At 57.1% G+C, this 15,262-nt stretch carries 14 protein-coding genes; 5 read left to right on the top strand and 9 right to left on the bottom strand.

Translation table 11 applies throughout. The features are described from left to right. Nucleotides 1-2: 2 nt before the first annotated feature. Nucleotides 3-854: a phosphate acyltransferase gene (locus PJL69_RS12475; RefSeq protein WP_271309933.1), complete on the bottom strand. Its 852-nt coding sequence runs from the start codon at nt 852-854 to the stop codon at nt 3-5. A gap of 36 nt (nt 855-890) precedes the next feature. On the opposite strand from PJL69_RS12475, the gene PJL69_RS12470 reads away from it, so the two are divergent. From PJL69_RS12470 to PJL69_RS12450, 5 genes are all read left to right on the top strand, one after another. Next, entirely contained in the window at nt 891-2,024 is a 1,134-nt protein-coding gene (locus PJL69_RS12470; protein ID WP_271309932.1) for a citrate/2-methylcitrate synthase, read from the top strand. Between the two features lie 137 nt (nt 2,025-2,161). Beyond that, nucleotides 2,162-3,154: a YeiH family protein gene (locus PJL69_RS12465; RefSeq protein WP_271310002.1), complete on the top strand. Its 993-nt coding sequence runs from the start codon at nt 2,162-2,164 to the stop codon at nt 3,152-3,154. A 19-nt stretch (nt 3,155-3,173) separates the two neighbouring features. Beyond that, a complete protein-coding gene (locus PJL69_RS12460; RefSeq protein WP_271309931.1) occupies nt 3,174-5,972 on the top strand; it encodes a molybdopterin oxidoreductase family protein in 2,799 nt (932 codons plus the stop codon). A 79-nt stretch (nt 5,973-6,051) separates the two neighbouring features. Further along, nucleotides 6,052-6,813: a 4Fe-4S dicluster domain-containing protein gene (locus PJL69_RS12455; protein WP_271309930.1), complete on the top strand. Its 762-nt coding sequence runs from the start codon at nt 6,052-6,054 to the stop codon at nt 6,811-6,813. Beyond that, entirely contained in the window at nt 6,813-7,688 is an 876-nt protein-coding gene (locus PJL69_RS12450; RefSeq protein WP_271309929.1) for a dimethyl sulfoxide reductase anchor subunit family protein, read from the top strand. The genes PJL69_RS12455 and PJL69_RS12450 overlap by 1 nt, the downstream gene beginning before the upstream one ends. Here PJL69_RS12450 and PJL69_RS12445 read toward each other — a convergent pair. From PJL69_RS12445 to PJL69_RS12410, 8 genes are all read right to left on the bottom strand, one after another. Further along, entirely contained in the window at nt 7,685-8,335 is a 651-nt protein-coding gene (locus PJL69_RS12445; RefSeq protein ID WP_271309928.1) for a DUF1523 family protein, read from the bottom strand. The two genes, PJL69_RS12450 and PJL69_RS12445, sit on opposite strands and share 4 nt — an antisense overlap. Nucleotides 8,336-8,346: 11 nt before the next feature. Then, nucleotides 8,347-8,610: a hypothetical protein gene (locus PJL69_RS12440; RefSeq protein ID WP_209076703.1), complete on the bottom strand. Its 264-nt coding sequence runs from the start codon at nt 8,608-8,610 to the stop codon at nt 8,347-8,349. A gap of 3 nt (nt 8,611-8,613) precedes the next feature. Then, nucleotides 8,614-9,963 (bottom strand): DUF6638 family protein, encoded by a 1,350-nt coding sequence (locus PJL69_RS12435; RefSeq protein ID WP_271309927.1) that lies wholly within the window; start codon nt 9,961-9,963, stop codon nt 8,614-8,616. A gap of 15 nt (nt 9,964-9,978) precedes the next feature. Next, nucleotides 9,979-10,356 carry a hypothetical protein gene (locus tag PJL69_RS12430; protein ID WP_271309926.1) on the bottom strand — a complete coding sequence of 126 codons (378 nt, stop codon included), beginning with the start codon at nt 10,354-10,356 and terminating at the stop codon, nt 9,979-9,981. After that, nucleotides 10,356-12,293, bottom strand: a complete 1,938-nt coding sequence (locus tag PJL69_RS12425) for an AAA family ATPase (RefSeq protein ID WP_271309925.1) — start codon at nt 12,291-12,293, stop codon at nt 10,356-10,358. The genes PJL69_RS12430 and PJL69_RS12425 overlap by 1 nt, the downstream gene beginning before the upstream one ends. 69 nt (nt 12,294-12,362) lie before the next feature. Continuing rightward, nucleotides 12,363-13,475, bottom strand: coding sequence for a hypothetical protein (locus PJL69_RS12420; RefSeq protein WP_271309924.1), 1,113 nt, complete (start codon nt 13,473-13,475; stop codon nt 12,363-12,365). A 2-nt stretch (nt 13,476-13,477) separates the two neighbouring features. Continuing rightward, entirely contained in the window at nt 13,478-14,071 is a 594-nt protein-coding gene (locus PJL69_RS12415; RefSeq protein ID WP_271309923.1) for a hypothetical protein, read from the bottom strand. Beyond that, on the bottom strand, nt 14,061-15,137 hold the full coding sequence (locus tag PJL69_RS12410; RefSeq protein ID WP_271309922.1) for a hypothetical protein: 1,077 nt from the start codon (nt 15,135-15,137) through the stop codon (nt 14,061-14,063). Before PJL69_RS12410 ends, PJL69_RS12415 begins: the two co-directional genes overlap by 11 nt. Nucleotides 15,138-15,262 lie beyond the last annotated feature (125 nt).

Below are 15,262 nucleotides of genomic sequence, written 5' to 3'. Positions count from 1 at the left end.
TCTCACCCCAATGCCAGAGACACGGCTGTCGCATCCACAATATCCTGCACCGTGGCACCTCGACTCAAATCGCACACGGGCTTTCGGAAACCCTGGAGAATGGGGCCGAGAGCCTGCGCCCCTGCCAGCTCTTGCGCCAGTTTATACGCGATGTTGCCCGCATCCAGCGACGGAAAGACCAAGACATTGGCGTCGCCTGCCCCAAGGCCCTTCATTTCTGCCACGCGGGGGTTCAGCGCCGCATCGCCCTGCACCGGGCCAACAAAGCCCGTCGCCGCAGCCGCGTCACGCACCTTTTCAACGCTGGCCCCTGCCCCGGATGCCCCAGTCGAAAAGGACAGCAGCGCTACCTTTGCCTCCCCAAGCAGAGCTGCGCCGCTGCGCTCAGACGCACATGCAATTGCAGCGAGCGCCTCTGCGTCCGGATCTACATTCAGCCCACAATCGGCAAAAATCACTTCACGGCCATTGGGGAACCTCATTAGGAAGAAAGAGCTGGCCACGGACACACCGTCCGCCAAGCCAATTCCAATACTCGCAGCCTCAATGACTTTCTTGGTGGAGGCCACAGCACCCGCCACGATCGCGTCCGCTTCCCCCACCGCCACCATGGCAGCCGCGCGATACAGCGGGCGCGCGAGCATCCGTCGCGCCACAGCCTCTTTTAGACCTCGAGCATCCACAAGCGCGGCAACATACGCCTCTGTATTGTCTCCAAGCTCAACTGGCTCGCAAATCCCGTCAGCCCGCAGCCGCTCTGATGCCTGCGCAATGCGATCGTCTTCCATTTCGGGCATCACAACCCGGGCTTTGCGGGTCTTCGCACCGGCGATAGCGGTCTCTAATGCTGACATCGTTCCTCCCCAATTCCTGCGATTAAGGAGCCACCCGTGACAGAAAACGTCAAGATCAACCGCGGCCTCAAAGGTATTTACTTCGAACGCTCGGGCGTGAGCCATATCGACGGGGCCAAAGGAGAACTCTCATATCGTGGCTATTCTATCCATGATCTCGCAACCCAATCCACGTTTGAAGAGGTCTGCTATCTGCTGATCCATGGTGAGCTGCCAACGGCAGCTGAACTTGCCGCGTTTGACGCAACACTCAAAGCCGCGCGTGAACTGCCCTCAGCGGTTTATGACATCATCCGCGCGACCAAAGACGGCCATCCGATGGATGTGCTGCGCACGGCTGTTTCAGCCCTCGCCGCGCTGGAAAGCGACAGCCAAAACACCGGCGCTGAGGCGTTTCTTGCCAATGGTCTGCGCCTTACCTCGCAAGTGCCCATGATCATTGCCGCGCATGAAAATATCCGCAATGGACGTGATCCTGTGCCCGCCGACAAAACGCTCAGCCATGCCGCCAACTGGCTTTGGATGCTGAAAGGGGAAAAACCCTCTGAGGGCGCGGCAAAGCTGGCAGATGTGGACTTTATCCTGCACGCCGAACATGGCGCCAATGCCTCCTCCTTTGCAGCGCGCGTTACCATCGGCACCGATACAAATCTGCACGGCGGCATTGTCACGGCCCTCTCCACCCTCGCAGGCCCAGCGCATGGCGGAGCGGCAGAGGACGTGATGAAAATGGTGCAGGAGATTGGCACGCCTGACAACGCCGCTGAATACATCAAAGAAAAGCGCAAAAATCGGGAGGCTGTCACTGGATTTGGCCACCGTGTTTATCGCGCCGAAGACCCCCGCGCCCGCCACATGCGCGACGGCGTGAAGAAGCTCGGCGAAGAAATGGGCGCACCGGAATGGTATGAAATACTGCAGGGCGTGGTCGACGCGATGAAGCCCTACGCCCGCCACGGTCTCAACGTGAACGTGGATTTTTACTCCGGGGTGATCTACCAGTTGCATGGCATTCCGATGGATCTCTATGTGCCGATTTTTGCGATTGGCCGCATGCCCGGCTGGATCATCCAGTGTATGGACCAGCAAGAAAGCAACATTCTGATCCGCCCCCTCACGCTCTACAACGGGCCTGACATGCGCCCGTATCAGCCAATCTCCACACGCTAATACGAAACTGATCAAGACACCGGCTTGACCTGACAGGGTTTATTCGTCTCTGCTGTCAGAAAGAAGGATTTCCGCGCTTGCCCGCAATGAATAGAACAGGCTCCCAATATAGCAGCCTCAATCAGATCAAAACGCATATGAAAGAGGCGTTTCGCCTCTACTTCCCCGGCGTGGCGGTGGCTGTGACCGTGGCGGCAACGGCGCAATTGCTTTCCGAGCATCATGGCGCCCCGGCGATGTTGCTCGCGCTGCTGTTGGGCATCGCGCTGAACTTTGTGGGGGAAGAGGGGCGTACCGTCGCTGGCGTCGGCTTTGCCGCGCGCACGGTTCTGCGTATTGGGGTGGCCCTGCTGGGCGTGCGTATCTCTGCCATGATGGTGATGGAGCTTGGCTGGCAGCTCATTGCACTCACCGTACTGGGCGTCGTTGTCACAATCCTGTTCGGCCTCCTGATCGCCCCGCTCTTTGGTCACAAATGGCGCTTTGCTGTACTGACAGCAGGCTCGGTGGCCATTTGCGGTGCCTCTGCTGCCATGGCAATCGCCGCCATCCTCCCCAAAGACGCACGTTCGGAAGAACGCCTTTTGTTCACCGTGATGGGCGTCACGGTCATGTCCACCATCGCCATGATCGCCTATCCGCCTATTGTGGAAGCTTTTGGCCTCAATGATCACATGGCCGGTGTCTTCCTTGGGGGCACCATCCATGATGTGGCGCAGGTTGCGGGCGCGGGCTTTTCGATCTCTCAGGATGCCGGTGACACGGCCGTTCTTGTGAAACTGATCCGAGTTTCCATGCTGGCCCCTGTGGTGCTTGTCGCCTCCATGTTGATCCGCAGCTTTGCCGCCGCGCCGGATGACGGCCAGCGCCCGCCACTTTTGCCGGGCTTCGTGATCGGCTTCCTTGCGCTCGCGACACTCAATTCACTGGGCCTGCTTCCAGCTGTCCTCTGTGACCTCATGAGCGAAACCTCACGTTATCTTCTGCTCACCGCTGTCGCGGCTGTGGGCATGAAAACAAACCTCAAACAGGTTTTGGGAGTCGGCGTTGCGGCCATCGCGCTGATCGTGACCCAGACCATCTTCATCGCAGCATTCATTCTCACGGGGATTTACCTGCTCACCGGATAAACGCGCCAAGGGAGGCCAGATGACATTCCAGCAACCCACCCTCAACACCTCTCCGAAAGTCTCTGACGAGATCCGCCAGACGACCTGTTACATGTGTGCCTGCCGATGTGGCATCAATGTGCACATGAAGGATGGTAAGGTCGCCTACATTGAGGGCAATCGCGACCACCCGGTGAACAAAGGCGTGCTCTGCGCCAAAGGCTCCGCAGGGATCATGCAGGTGAACGCGCCATCGCGGCTCAGAAAGCCGCTGAAGCGGGTCGGGCCACGCGGATCTGGCGAATTTGAGGAAATCAGCTGGGAAGAGGCGATGAACATCGCTGTTGGCTGGCTCACCGAGCTGCATGAAACAGCGCCACACAAGTTGGCATTCTTCACCGGGCGGGATCAATCACAAAGCTTCACAAGCTTCTGGGCCCAGCACTTTGGCACGCCCAACTACGCAGCCCACGGCGGATTTTGCTCCGTCAATATGGCGGCGGCAGGCATCTACACCATGGGTGGCGCGTTCTGGGAATTTGGCCAACCGGATTGGGATCACACCAAGCTCTTCATGATCTTTGGGGTGGCCGAAGATCACGACAGCAACCCGATCAAAGCGGGTATTGGAAAAATCAAGGCGCGTGGGGCCAAGGTCATTGGTGTGAACCCTGTACGCTCCGGCTACAACGCCGTTGCTGATGAATGGGTCAGCATCACCCCGGGCACTGATGGGCTTTTCATTCTGGCCCTCATTCATGAGCTGATGAAGGCAGGCAAGATCGATCTGCATTACCTCGCGCAATACACGAACGCAGCGGTTCTGGTAGACAGCGAAACTGGTTTATTGATGCGCGATGCCGATGGCAAAGAGCTGGTGGTGGATCGCGCCACAGGCAAGCTTACCCCCTTTGATCAGAAAGGCGTGCGCCCCGACCTGTCCGCCACCTTTGAGGGCAACAAAACCGTCATGCATCTGATGGCGGAGAAATATCTTGATCCGCAATACGCGCCCGAAGCAGTGGCCGAAAAAACCGGCATTCCGGCGGTCAAGATCAAAACCATCGCCGCCGAGCTGGCCCGCGTGGCCTTTGACGAGGCCTTTGAGCTGAAACAGGAATGGACCGACTTCCGGGGCGAAACCCACAAAACCATGACAGGCCGCCCGGTCAGCTTCCACGCCATGCGTGGGATTTCGGCGCACTCCAATGGCTTCCAGACCTGCCGCGCGCTGCATGTGCTGCAAATCCTATTGGGCACTGTCGAAGTGCCCGGCGGTTTCCGGTTCAAACCGCCTTATCCCAAGCCGGTCTCCGCCCACCCCACGCCACATGGCTATGGCCGCCCCGGCAAACCGCTCGCAGGCCCCCACCTCGGCTTTCCGCGTGGCCCCGAAGACCTGCAGATCAATGAGGACGGCACGGCCTGCCGGATTGACAAGGCCTTTACCTGGGAAAACCCCATGTCCGTGCATGGCCTCATGCATATGGTGATCTCCAACGCCCATGCGCAGGATCCCTATCCGATCGACACGCTGTTCATGTACATGGCGAACATGTCGTGGAACTCCACGATGAACACCTCTGGCGTGATCAAAATGCTGACCGACCGGAATGATGATGGTGGCTATCGCATCCCGCGCATCATCTATTCGGATGCGTATAGTTCGGAAATGGTCGCCTACGCTGATCTGATCCTGCCGGACACCACTTATCTGGAGCGTCACGACTGTATCTCACTTCTGGATCGCCCGATTTGTGAGGCAGATGGTGCCGCTGATGCCATCCGCTGGCCGGTGGTAGAGCCAGACCGCGATGTGCGCGGCTTTCAATCCGTCCTAATCGAGCTGGGCGCGCGCATTGGTCTGCCGCATTTCCTCAATGAGGATGGCACGCCCAAATGGAAAGACTACGCAGACTATATCGTGAACCACGAACGCCGCCCCGGCGTCGGTCCGCTTGCAGGTTTCAGGGGGGAAGATGGCGACCAGTTTGGTCGCGGCGAAGTGAACCCAGATCAGCTTCAGCGCTATATCGACAATGGCGGCTTCGCCATCGAACATGTGCCCGAGAATGCGCTCTATATGAAGCCATGGAACCAGCACTATCAGGACTGGGCGGTGAAAATCGGCCTCTTTGATGCACCGCAACCCTTCCTGTTCCAGCTTTATGTAGAGCCGATGCGCAAGTTCCAACGCGCCGCCGAGGGGCATGGGGACATCCAGCCACCGGATCATCTGCGCGACCGCTTAAAGCAGGTGATGGACCCGCTGCCGATCTGGTATGAACCGCTGGAAGATGGCCGCGTGGATCCTGACGAATTCGATGTCCACGCGCTCACGCAACGCCCTATGGCTATGTATCACAGTTGGGGCACCCAAAACGCCTGGCTGCGGCAGTTGCACGGAGAAAACCCGCTCTACCTGCCAACCAAACTCTGGGACAAACATGGTTTTGAGGAAGGCGACTGGGCACGCGTGACCTCTGCGCATGGCGCAATCACTGTCCCTGTGGCCCATCAGGCAGCATTGAATGAGAACACCGTCTGGACGTGGAATGCCATCGGCAAGCGCCGTGGCACCTGGGCGCTCTCTGAAGATGCGCCGGAAGCCAACCGCGGCTTCCTGCTCAACCATCTGATCCACGAGCTTCTGCCGCCCAAAGGCGATGGCCTGCGGTGGGCCAATTCCGATCCCATCACCGGACAGGCCGCTTGGTTTGACCTACGGGTAAAAATCGAAAAAGCAGCCGTGCCTGTTGTGGCGCAACCGACCTTTGCCCCCATCACATCACCTGTGCCGCAAGGCCCGGAAACACTCACATGGAAGGTCGGCAAATGAGTATGACCTCAATTCAACAAGCGAGTCGCCGCACCTCCACGATACAGCCGCAATACCGACGCAAAACAGAGGTCAAAACATGACTGATCTCCCAACGCAAACCGACCGCAAACTCGGCCTCGTGATCGATCTGGACACCTGTGTTGGCTGCCACGCCTGCGTGATCTCTTGCAAGGGCTGGAACACGGAAAACTATGGCGCGCCTTTGTCTGATCAACGCCCCTATGGCACAGAACCTATGGGCACATTCCTCAACCGGGTACACAGTTTTGAAGTGCAGCCCGAGGAGGGTGCGGCGCAAACCGTACACTTTCCAAAGTCTTGTTTGCATTGCGAAACCGCACCCTGTGTGACCGTCTGTCCTACAGGGGCCAGCTACAAGCGGGTTGAGGATGGCATTGTTCTGGTGAACGAAGATCACTGCATCGGCTGTGGCCTTTGTGCATGGGCCTGCCCCTATGGTGCCCGCGAGTTGGATCAGGAAGAGGGCGTGATGAAGAAATGCACGCTGTGTGTCGATCGCATCTACAATGAAAACCTACCCAAAGAAGACCAAATCCCCTCCTGCGTGCGCACCTGTCCTGCTGGTGCCCGCCACTTCGGCGACCTGTCTGATCCCAATTCAGACGTCAGCCAACTTGTTGAAAGCAGAGGCGGATTCGACCTCATGCCGGAAATGGGCACCAAACCTGTGAACAAATATCTGCCCCCAAGGCCCAAGGATTCCTGGGATGATCAAAGCCTTTTGGCCCCGCTTCTGAAACCTGTGGCCGAAGAACCGGTCGGCTTCCTCGGATGGCTCGACAAAGCACTTGATAAACTGCCCGGAGGGTCTGCCTGATGCACCCCGCACCATCCGTCATCATCTTTTCCACCCTCTCTGGTCTTGGGTTCGGCCTTCTATTCTGGCTTGGCATCGACCTCACGCCCCCCACAAGCGGAGTGGCTTTTGCTTTCTTTTTCATAGGCTTCGCGTTGGCGGTTGGCGGGCTTTTGTCCTCTACCTTCCACCTTGGCCACCCAGAACGCGCCTGGCGTGCGCTTAGCCAATGGCGGACCAGTTGGCTCAGTCGCGAGGGCATCTGTGCCGTCGCCGCGCTCTGCGTCATGGGGCTCTATGCGCTCTGCCTGATCTTCTTTGCCACACATATCGTGATCTTAGGCTGGATCGGAGCGCTACTGTCACTGCTGACTGTCTTTACGACTTCGATGATCTATGCCCAGCTCGATACTGTCCCGCGTTGGAAAACCCCATTAACGCCAGCACTTTACCTCAGTTTCTCGCTGGCAGGGGGCGCGCTGCTGTCAGGCCGTATCACGATTGCAATCGCCTTGCTGGCCATCGCGGCTGTCATCCAAATCTTCTGGTGGATAAGGGGCGACAACGCACTAACCAGTAGCGGCACAGACATGGGCACAGCCACAGGATTGGGCGAACGCGGCACGGTGCGCTCAATGGCACATCCTCACACCGCGCCGAACTATCTGGTCAAGGAGTTCATCTATGTCATCGGGCGCAAACACGCACAGAAACTGCGTGTGATCGCCTTTGTGCTGACCTTTGCGCTGCCCTTGGTGGTTCTGACACTTCTGCCCTTCGGCCACTTCCTGGCTGCGATTGCCCTGATCAGCCATATCGCGGGCGTTGCCACATCGCGTTGGCTGTTCTTTGCAGAGGCCGAACATGTGGTCGGCCTCTACTACGGCATGCGTTAACGCGCCTTCCCGCGCCAGGTGTCAAGCCAGGCGCGGAAGCGGCCGCGCTTTTCAGTGATATTGTCGCCAGCGGCATCCCAGCTGTCCGCCACATCATCGAGCACAGGGTCAATCCGCGCCTCGCGGAAGCGCCGCCAGCGCACATAGATTGCCCAGAAGAGCGCGGCCAAAAGCGTCAGGAAAATGATGTTAAACCATGGGATAACCTGCATATCCGGCCCGGTGGCGGGTTTGATGGACACCGCATTTGGAAAGGCAGAGAAAAACTCATTGCGCCAGCCATAGTGGGTGATCACCACCCACTCCGGTGCATCTTTGGTAGAGACCGCATCATTGGCCTCTGTGTAGAGGTTCGCAGTGTCGAATTTGAAATACGGTGGCCAGCTCCAGCCGGTATCCTCATTGCGATACACGCGGGCTTTGTCGTTGCTGTCAAAGCCTTGCAGGAACTGCACATCGCGGTTGATCAGCCCTTCTGACTGTGTGTCCGGCTTGGACCAAAAAATCCGCGTCCAGTCGCCCAACTCCTGGCGCTCTTCATAGGTGCCAACAAGGCGCACAACGTCATGTTGCGGCAGCGTGTAATGCAGCCAGGCCGCCAAACCGCCCCAAAACAGGATCCGGAAAATCCATTTTACATAAACCATTTAAGCCGCCTCTACATGAAGTTGATGACATAGATAAGGATCGCAACACAGGTCACTGGTACAATATAAACACCCAAAATCAGTTTTCGACGCAAAGAGCCATCATACTCTTGCAGCCCTTGCTCGATAAACGCGTCTTTATCACCTGTCATGCCCTCTTCGTCCCATTCTGCACGCAGTTTAGAGCGCCGCACCGCACGGCTGTAGAGCGACAGGCAAACATAAATGATGGTCAGCACGATGAAGCCGATTACCGTTAGACGCAGCAATGCCATTTTCTACCTCCTCACCGCCCCCCAGGGACCAACGCGCGCGATCATATCCTCGCTGACACGCCGCCGCACACGCGGCATCTCCAGCGGGAGATCACGCCCAAACAGCGCCTCTCGTGCCCCTGCTTTGTCCACCTGATATTCACGTTCCAGAAAGTCCGCGACAAAGCTCTTCTTGGTGTCTGACCAGCCTTGATAAAGGCGATAGAACACCTCTTTGTGGCAGATGAAGAGCTGGCGTATGTCCTTTGGCGCCAGTTCAGACAGCAGCATGTTCACAAGATCCGCCTGATCCGTATCTGTGGCACGCAGGGTGTAGAAATAGGCTGGGTGATCGCTGGTGATTTTGGGCCAGGGTCCATTGTGTTCAGCCCAGGCGACAATTCCTCGCAGCGCATGATATTCTGGCGGCAACGCCTCCGCATGCGCGCGTGCCAGACGGCGAATATCACTGCGGGTTGCCCCTGTCAGATCAACGCCCGCATCCTGCGCCGCGTCCACGACAATGAAGTCCATTTTCTGGCGCAAGATCGCCACACCATCCACACCGCGCGCCTTCACGATCGGCTCCGCCAAATTGTTCATTTCGAGGAACTTGGCAATCTGGTTGCGGTCTGAGAATTCAAAGCAGTATTTGACAGGCAGCTCCCCCAAAGCGGACCTGTCCTGTGCAGCGATCACAACAGGGTGCTCCACGCCCCGGAACAAATAAACGCCGCCAAAATGCGCAGTCCAATAATCCTGCTGGTCAAACGCCATTTGCTTGAGCGTCACCGGATTGCGCGTCACGTCCCCTGTGCGTTTGGCGAGTGTGATCATATCCGCGATCAACACATCATCAAACCAGCCGTCTTCTTCCTGCTTGAACCGATCCGCCAACGCGCCAAGCTTCTCGGCATCGCGCAGCGTGCCCGCCGTGGTGTCTGCTTCAATCGTAACCTGCCGAATGTCCAAAAGGCGGCTTGGGTCGCTCACGGAAAATACGGAGTTCACCAGTTCACCGGCCACCGCATCTCGTGCTGTGAGGGCAAAGAGCTGTGGCTCATTTTCCTCGATAAAGTGACGCAGAATATCGCGGCTGGTCGAAAATTTCGCATTCAGGAGCGGCGCGGCTTTCTGATCCGTGGTCAACAGGATGAACTGCCGATTGCAGCCGCCGTGGTTGAGGTAGAGATGATCATCCAGCTCGTCGCCAATTTCCGGCGAATAGCCCGAGATATCGATGTGAAAATCAGTGAGGTTGGTGGTTTTACCCGTCAGATGTTTCAGCGCACGATTGTAGCGCTCCACCAACACCGGGGAGGCAACCTCGATCAGATTGCCAAACATCAAGCCGCGTTGGATCAGTCTATGCATTTATCATCCCCTCCATCACCGATCCCCCGCCGCGATATCCTGCCCGCGCCGCGCTTCCACGCCCTGCGCTTGGCCAAACCACACCAGCCCCAGAACCGGCCCCCAGACGATTGCCGTCATCAGCGACAGGCGCAGATGCACCCATGCTGCGCCCAGCGGATCAATCTCAAAGTGTCCCACGGCCTCAAACCCACGCATCTGGGTGACAGCGATCGAGATCATGAAACCGATTGCCACCAGAAACGCTGCTGTCAGCGCGATGCCATGCAGCAGCTTGCCATGTGAGCGCGTTTCGCGATCCACCAGAACCCGCGGCAACAGCACCGCCAACAGCCCTAAAGCAGCCAGCGGAACCAATGTGTTCCAGAACCCAATAGTATCAATCACAAACATCAGGCTTTGCCTTTCAGATAGCGCTGTTTCGCTGCCTCGGTACGGCCCATGTCGCGCACCATGGCCTCTATCGCGGCCTCGTCAGACTTGTCGGCATAGCGGAACTCGCTGTCGGCATAGCGGTTGATCTCCTGCACCACCATCTCGGTGGTGATCGGCACGCGCAGCTCAGCAATCATCGCCTTTTTGGTGTCGTAGTCCTTTGTCAGGAACAGATCGGGCTGTTCCATCCATTCGTCGGGCAGTTCAAAATCCATCGCACGCACTTTCACCGCATCGGTGATGTTCTTGATGGCGCGGCCCGTAAAACGCGGGTCAGCCTCTTGAATGGCCTTCAGATAGGTGCCCATCTTGGCAATTGTATCCAGCTCACCGACTTTCCCCTGCACGCGTTCAAACACGTTGAGCAGCCCCTCCTCATGGGGGCGATTGTGGCTTTCAAAGCTGGCGGCCACCGCTGTCTGAATGGCCTGTGCCTCAAACAAGGTATGCTCACCCAGCGCAATGTCATGGTTCTTGCCCATCAGCAGCGCGAGGATGTCGATGTAATCCTCCCGCGTCTGCGGCCCATCCACCAGAAAGCGCGCGCCAGCCCGCTGGCGCAGCGCATCGTCCACATTTTCTGGGTAGTTGGAAAACATCCCAAAGGTACAGTTGCCACGCACCACCGTATTCGCCCCGGCAAAGGCTTCCATAAAGACGGCGGTGACCTCCTGCTGCCCGGCCGAGCTCTGCCGGTCCCCACGTTTACCGGCGATCTGGTCGATGTCATCAATCGTGCCAAATCCGATCACCTGCGGGTCCAGTACATTGGCCACAAAAGCCTTGGCATTCTGGCCGGATTTGCCCTGATAACTGTCGATGTTGTCGATGCCAAAATTCTGATAACGGAAAGCATAGCCTGCCACCTGACAATAATCGTGGATCATCCCCGCCATCATCTGAATAAGCGTGGTTTTCCCTGTCCCCGGCGCGCCATCCCCCATGAAGGTAAAGATAAAGCCGCCCATTTCAGCAAAGGGATTCATGCGCCGATCAAAATCATAAGCCATCAGCATCTTGGCGAGCTTCATCGCCTGATATTTGGCGATATGGTTGCCCACAACCTCGTTGGGTTTTTTGAAACTCATGGTCAGCGTGCTGCCTTTGGCCGCGCGTGCTGGTGTGAAACCGTCGATGGCCAGATCATCCGCTTCCACCTTCCAGCGCGCGCCCACAAAGGCTTCCAGACGCGGCGCATTCTGGGCGCGGAGGGCCAGTTTCTCCATCAACTGTTCGGCAAAGGCGCAGACACAAGCCACCAGACGATCTTCACTGCTGACCAGTGCGGCGATGTCCTGATCCAGCTCCCAAAGCGCGCCATGCAGCGCCAGCTGCGCGTTGTCGGTCAGGATCTCTTCGACCTCGCCCACCTCAACCTGCGTTTCCGCGAGATGTGGCGCGAGAAGGAAGGAGGTCGCATTGGCAAAGACATAGCTCACCGCCAGCGCCTCCGCTGCCAAGAGCTCAGAGAACGCTGCTTTCTTGTCCGCGCTCAGACTGCCCGCCAGATTGTCCCGCTTCAGATCGGCCAGACCCGCCGCCTCGGAAAAAGTCTCTCCAACCGCCAAGGCAATCGCCAAAGCCCGCCGCAAACCGTGCAACACATTGGCCTGCACCGGCGACACCAGCGGGTCTTCCACGCCTGCGCCCTCAATGCGCTCCACCAGATGCACCCCTTCGGGCCTCGCGGTTGAACGCGTGACCAAACCCGGCGTGGTCGAGCGAAACCGCCGCCGTGTGCCGATTCCACTGGACCGTTCAGCCGCCGGTGCCACGTCTTTGCCTTTGGCAATGCGCGGCGTGTGGTCAAAGCCTGCAAGCATCTGCGCTGCGGCGTCATAGTGCTTGCGAATATCCTCTTCGCGCAGCTCCATCTGGTCACTTGTCAGGCTCATCTTACATCACACCCCAAAAATTCTTATCGTCGAAAGCCGCGCAGTCAAATCTGGTTGAACAGCATCCATTCAATACCTGAGTACCCGTCCCTGCTGGCTCACCACATATTTGTTCACGCTGCCAAATCCCGGTGGGTTCAGCTCTTCCAGCGCTTGAAAAGGCCGCTGTGGCAAAACAATTGACCGCTCCATCCGTGTGGCGCCAGTGTCTGCCCCGCGCCCGGCAAAAGGATCGAGCGCAAATATCTGACGCTCCACGGTGCCAAACCAGCCAGAGCGCTCTGACTTTACGTCTTCGCTCAGCAACTCTTCGGTGGTCCAGGCCAAGGCCCAGTCTTCCCCTTCCGGTGCCCGCGCCGCCTCCAGCACATCGCGGATTGGCCCGCTTTGCCGCGTGAAAGCGCTGGAATACATCGGCCCCACATGCAGGCGCTGCAATCGCTTGGGATGCAGATCGTCAAAGCTCTCATCAAAGCCCTTGGCGATGGTCACAAGCTTCAAACCTGCCACCGCCTGTGCCATCAGATGCGCCTGCACCTCTGGCCAGCGCCGTTCATCCTTGGGCAAGGCCCGCTTGCCTGTGTCCTCAAGCTCCATGAGGTAAATCGTCGGCAGATTGACCTGACTGTCATAGACCGCCCAATGCAGCAGGAACTTGCGCCGCCGCTCAGAGAGATTGCCCAGCCACAGCACCTCAGGATGGTTCTGCGCCCAGAACAACTCTCCTTTGAGCAACTCCTCATAATAGAGCCGCTGGCTCAACGCGAATTGCAGTTTGGTTGGGATCTCCTGATCTCCAATAATGGTGCGCAGCATATCGTTCTTCAGCGTTTCCGCCTCCGGCATATTGCGCAGATGGCTTTCTGCCTGCTGTGCATCGTTGGCCATCACCAAAAGCTCATTGAACATCGGAAAGCCGCTTTCCACTGCGTCCATAGCGAGGCTGCCAAAGAACTGCCCGGTCTGCCGCCCCACCAGCAGATACTTCATGCTCAGCGCTTTGAACGTGTAGCCAATGGAGGCCAGATAACGCGTGAGGATTTTCACCTCATCAGCGCGCATCTCGCCCTCCGCCTCACGTGTCGCGGCCACCTGCGTCAGATGCTCCGTGATCCGCGCAAACTTCTGAAAATACCGCCGCGAGGCATGCGTTTCCATCAGCGCAGTATGGTCTGAATTCATTGTCACTTGCTCAACCATCTTGACTGACGAAAATAGCCGTCCACCGGGTTATAGAACACTGTTTCAGCCAAATCGGCGTCTGACCGGGCAAATCTTCTGAACGACACATAGCGCCCCCATTGCATGAACCCAAACAGCGCGGCCAAAGTGATCGTGCTTGGTAGAGATGTTTCTATATCAAACGCAAACGAGCCGACGAGAACCCAAGCGACACCAATCAATAGGGACGTTTGAATGCCCGTTTCGATCAATTGAACAACCCTCGGGAAATCTGCATTCATGCGCGTCGGCCCAGGATAGTCTTTTGGGGTAGCTTGCTGTTTCCAAGGAGGATTTCCTCTTCCGAACCAAACAAACAAACCGATCAAAACGGGAAAAAGGACAAACGTGTAGCCGATGGCCAATGCCCAGACCAGACCAAGGCCCACAGCAACGAAGACTACCACAGCTATGCTCAGTTTGATGGCTTCGAAAAGAGTGTTTCGTAGTGATCGTTCTTTCAGAGCCAGATCACTCCAAATCATGACAAAAATGAACAAGGCCAAGGAAACAAATTCTAACAGAACCTGATAATTGGAAAACAAATCACGCCCCATAGAGGTTCTTGTCGTGCTTCTCGACGATCTTCTGGAACCTCCGGGCAAAGCGCTCATCCGCCTTGGCTTTCGCCGCCAGAACATCACGGGCAAAGACCATATGCTCTTCATGGGCTTCCATCATATCCGCCATGCGCTGGTTGGTGGCGGTGCCAATCGCAGCCATGGAAGCCTGCGCCTCTTTGTCGGTTTCCACGCCAATCTCGTTGATGCGGTGCGCGATGTCCTGCTGTTGCGCTGTCTTCAGCGATTTGGTGAGCGCATCATAAAGCACCACACGCTGCTTTGTGTCGGTCTGCAACTTATTGATCAGCACCATCTGCGTCGCCGCCTGATTTTGCAGACTGTCGACCCAGGTTTTGCCTTTCTCGATATAGCGCTCCAGTGTCTGGCTTTTGGCCAGCTTCACCTGCTCTTGCTGTACCAGCTCGTTGTAGGCTTTGTTTAGATCCGCCAGTTCGGTTTCAAGCTTTGTGCGCGCGGCGGCGTCCTGTTCCACTGCAATTTTGTTCTCCAGCGCAATGATCTGAGGATCCATGCCAAGGATCTCGGCCCGCAAATTTTCCAACTCACCTACAGTGAATTCACGCTCGTCCAGCGTCTCAGTAAGATTGTCCTCAACCTTCACCTTCTGCTCTTCCAGCACGGCCAGCTGGCTTTCCAAAAGCTTGGTGATCACATCCGATTTCGCAATCAGATCCTGCAGCTTGTCGTCAATATTGGCCGTCTTGATCCGCTCGGCACGCATCGACTCTGATTTGCCACGGCTGAAGATGCCCACAAAGCTCTCCCAGCCGGTTTTGTCCCGCATCTGATCAAAGTCTTTGGAAAACGCCGCCGTCACATCATCAAGGCCCATGATCAGCTCGGCGATATTGGCGTTCATCACCTCTGTGTGGGCATGCACGTCATCCAGCGTCGCGTTCTCAATATCAATTGCAACGTCATCGCCAGTCTTCATCTTTTCACGTGCGGCATCAATCCGGCTGGTCAGCTCTGCGATTTTGCTCTGCGCTGCGGCAACCTGCGCCTGGGATTCGCGCACTTGGGTTTCAAAATTCGCCATAAAACACCCCCTTCTTTTCTAATATCTTGAAGCGCATATGGGGAATGTTACGCCCATTTACATCGCCTCTGCATCCAATTCGGGCAAACTGTTGCAAATGTGCACGTCAAAAGAAAGAGGGGAGA

Source organism: Shimia sp. MMG029, assembly GCF_027947445.1.
Taxonomy (GTDB): domain Bacteria; phylum Pseudomonadota; class Alphaproteobacteria; order Rhodobacterales; family Rhodobacteraceae; genus Shimia.
The sequence above is the reverse complement of the archived record's forward strand: the minus strand, read 5'-3'. Positions and strand labels throughout refer to the sequence as shown.

What these genes read in the sequence shown, in the direction of transcription:
- PJL69_RS12475 (WP_271309933.1), bottom strand. Translation starts at nt 854, where the DNA reads ATGTCAGCATTAGAGACCGCTATCGCCGGTGCGAAGACCCGCAAAGCC.
- PJL69_RS12465 (WP_271310002.1), top strand. Translation starts at nt 2,162, where the DNA reads ATGAAAGAGGCGTTTCGCCTCTACTTCCCCGGCGTGGCGGTGGCTGTG.
- PJL69_RS12460 (WP_271309931.1), top strand. Translation starts at nt 3,174, where the DNA reads ATGACATTCCAGCAACCCACCCTCAACACCTCTCCGAAAGTCTCTGAC.
- PJL69_RS12455 (WP_271309930.1), top strand. Translation starts at nt 6,052, where the DNA reads ATGACTGATCTCCCAACGCAAACCGACCGCAAACTCGGCCTCGTGATC.
- PJL69_RS12450 (WP_271309929.1), top strand. Translation starts at nt 6,813, where the DNA reads ATGCACCCCGCACCATCCGTCATCATCTTTTCCACCCTCTCTGGTCTT.
- PJL69_RS12445 (WP_271309928.1), bottom strand. Translation starts at nt 8,335, where the DNA reads ATGGTTTATGTAAAATGGATTTTCCGGATCCTGTTTTGGGGCGGTTTG.
- PJL69_RS12440 (WP_209076703.1), bottom strand. Translation starts at nt 8,610, where the DNA reads ATGGCATTGCTGCGTCTAACGGTAATCGGCTTCATCGTGCTGACCATC.
- PJL69_RS12435 (WP_271309927.1), bottom strand. Translation starts at nt 9,963, where the DNA reads ATGCATAGACTGATCCAACGCGGCTTGATGTTTGGCAATCTGATCGAG.
- PJL69_RS12430 (WP_271309926.1), bottom strand. Translation starts at nt 10,356, where the DNA reads ATGTTTGTGATTGATACTATTGGGTTCTGGAACACATTGGTTCCGCTG.
- PJL69_RS12425 (WP_271309925.1), bottom strand. Translation starts at nt 12,293, where the DNA reads ATGAGCCTGACAAGTGACCAGATGGAGCTGCGCGAAGAGGATATTCGC.
- PJL69_RS12420 (WP_271309924.1), bottom strand. Translation starts at nt 13,475, where the DNA reads ATGAATTCAGACCATACTGCGCTGATGGAAACGCATGCCTCGCGGCGG.
- PJL69_RS12415 (WP_271309923.1), bottom strand. Translation starts at nt 14,071, where the DNA reads ATGGGGCGTGATTTGTTTTCCAATTATCAGGTTCTGTTAGAATTTGTT.
- PJL69_RS12410 (WP_271309922.1), bottom strand. Translation starts at nt 15,137, where the DNA reads ATGGCGAATTTTGAAACCCAAGTGCGCGAATCCCAGGCGCAGGTTGCC.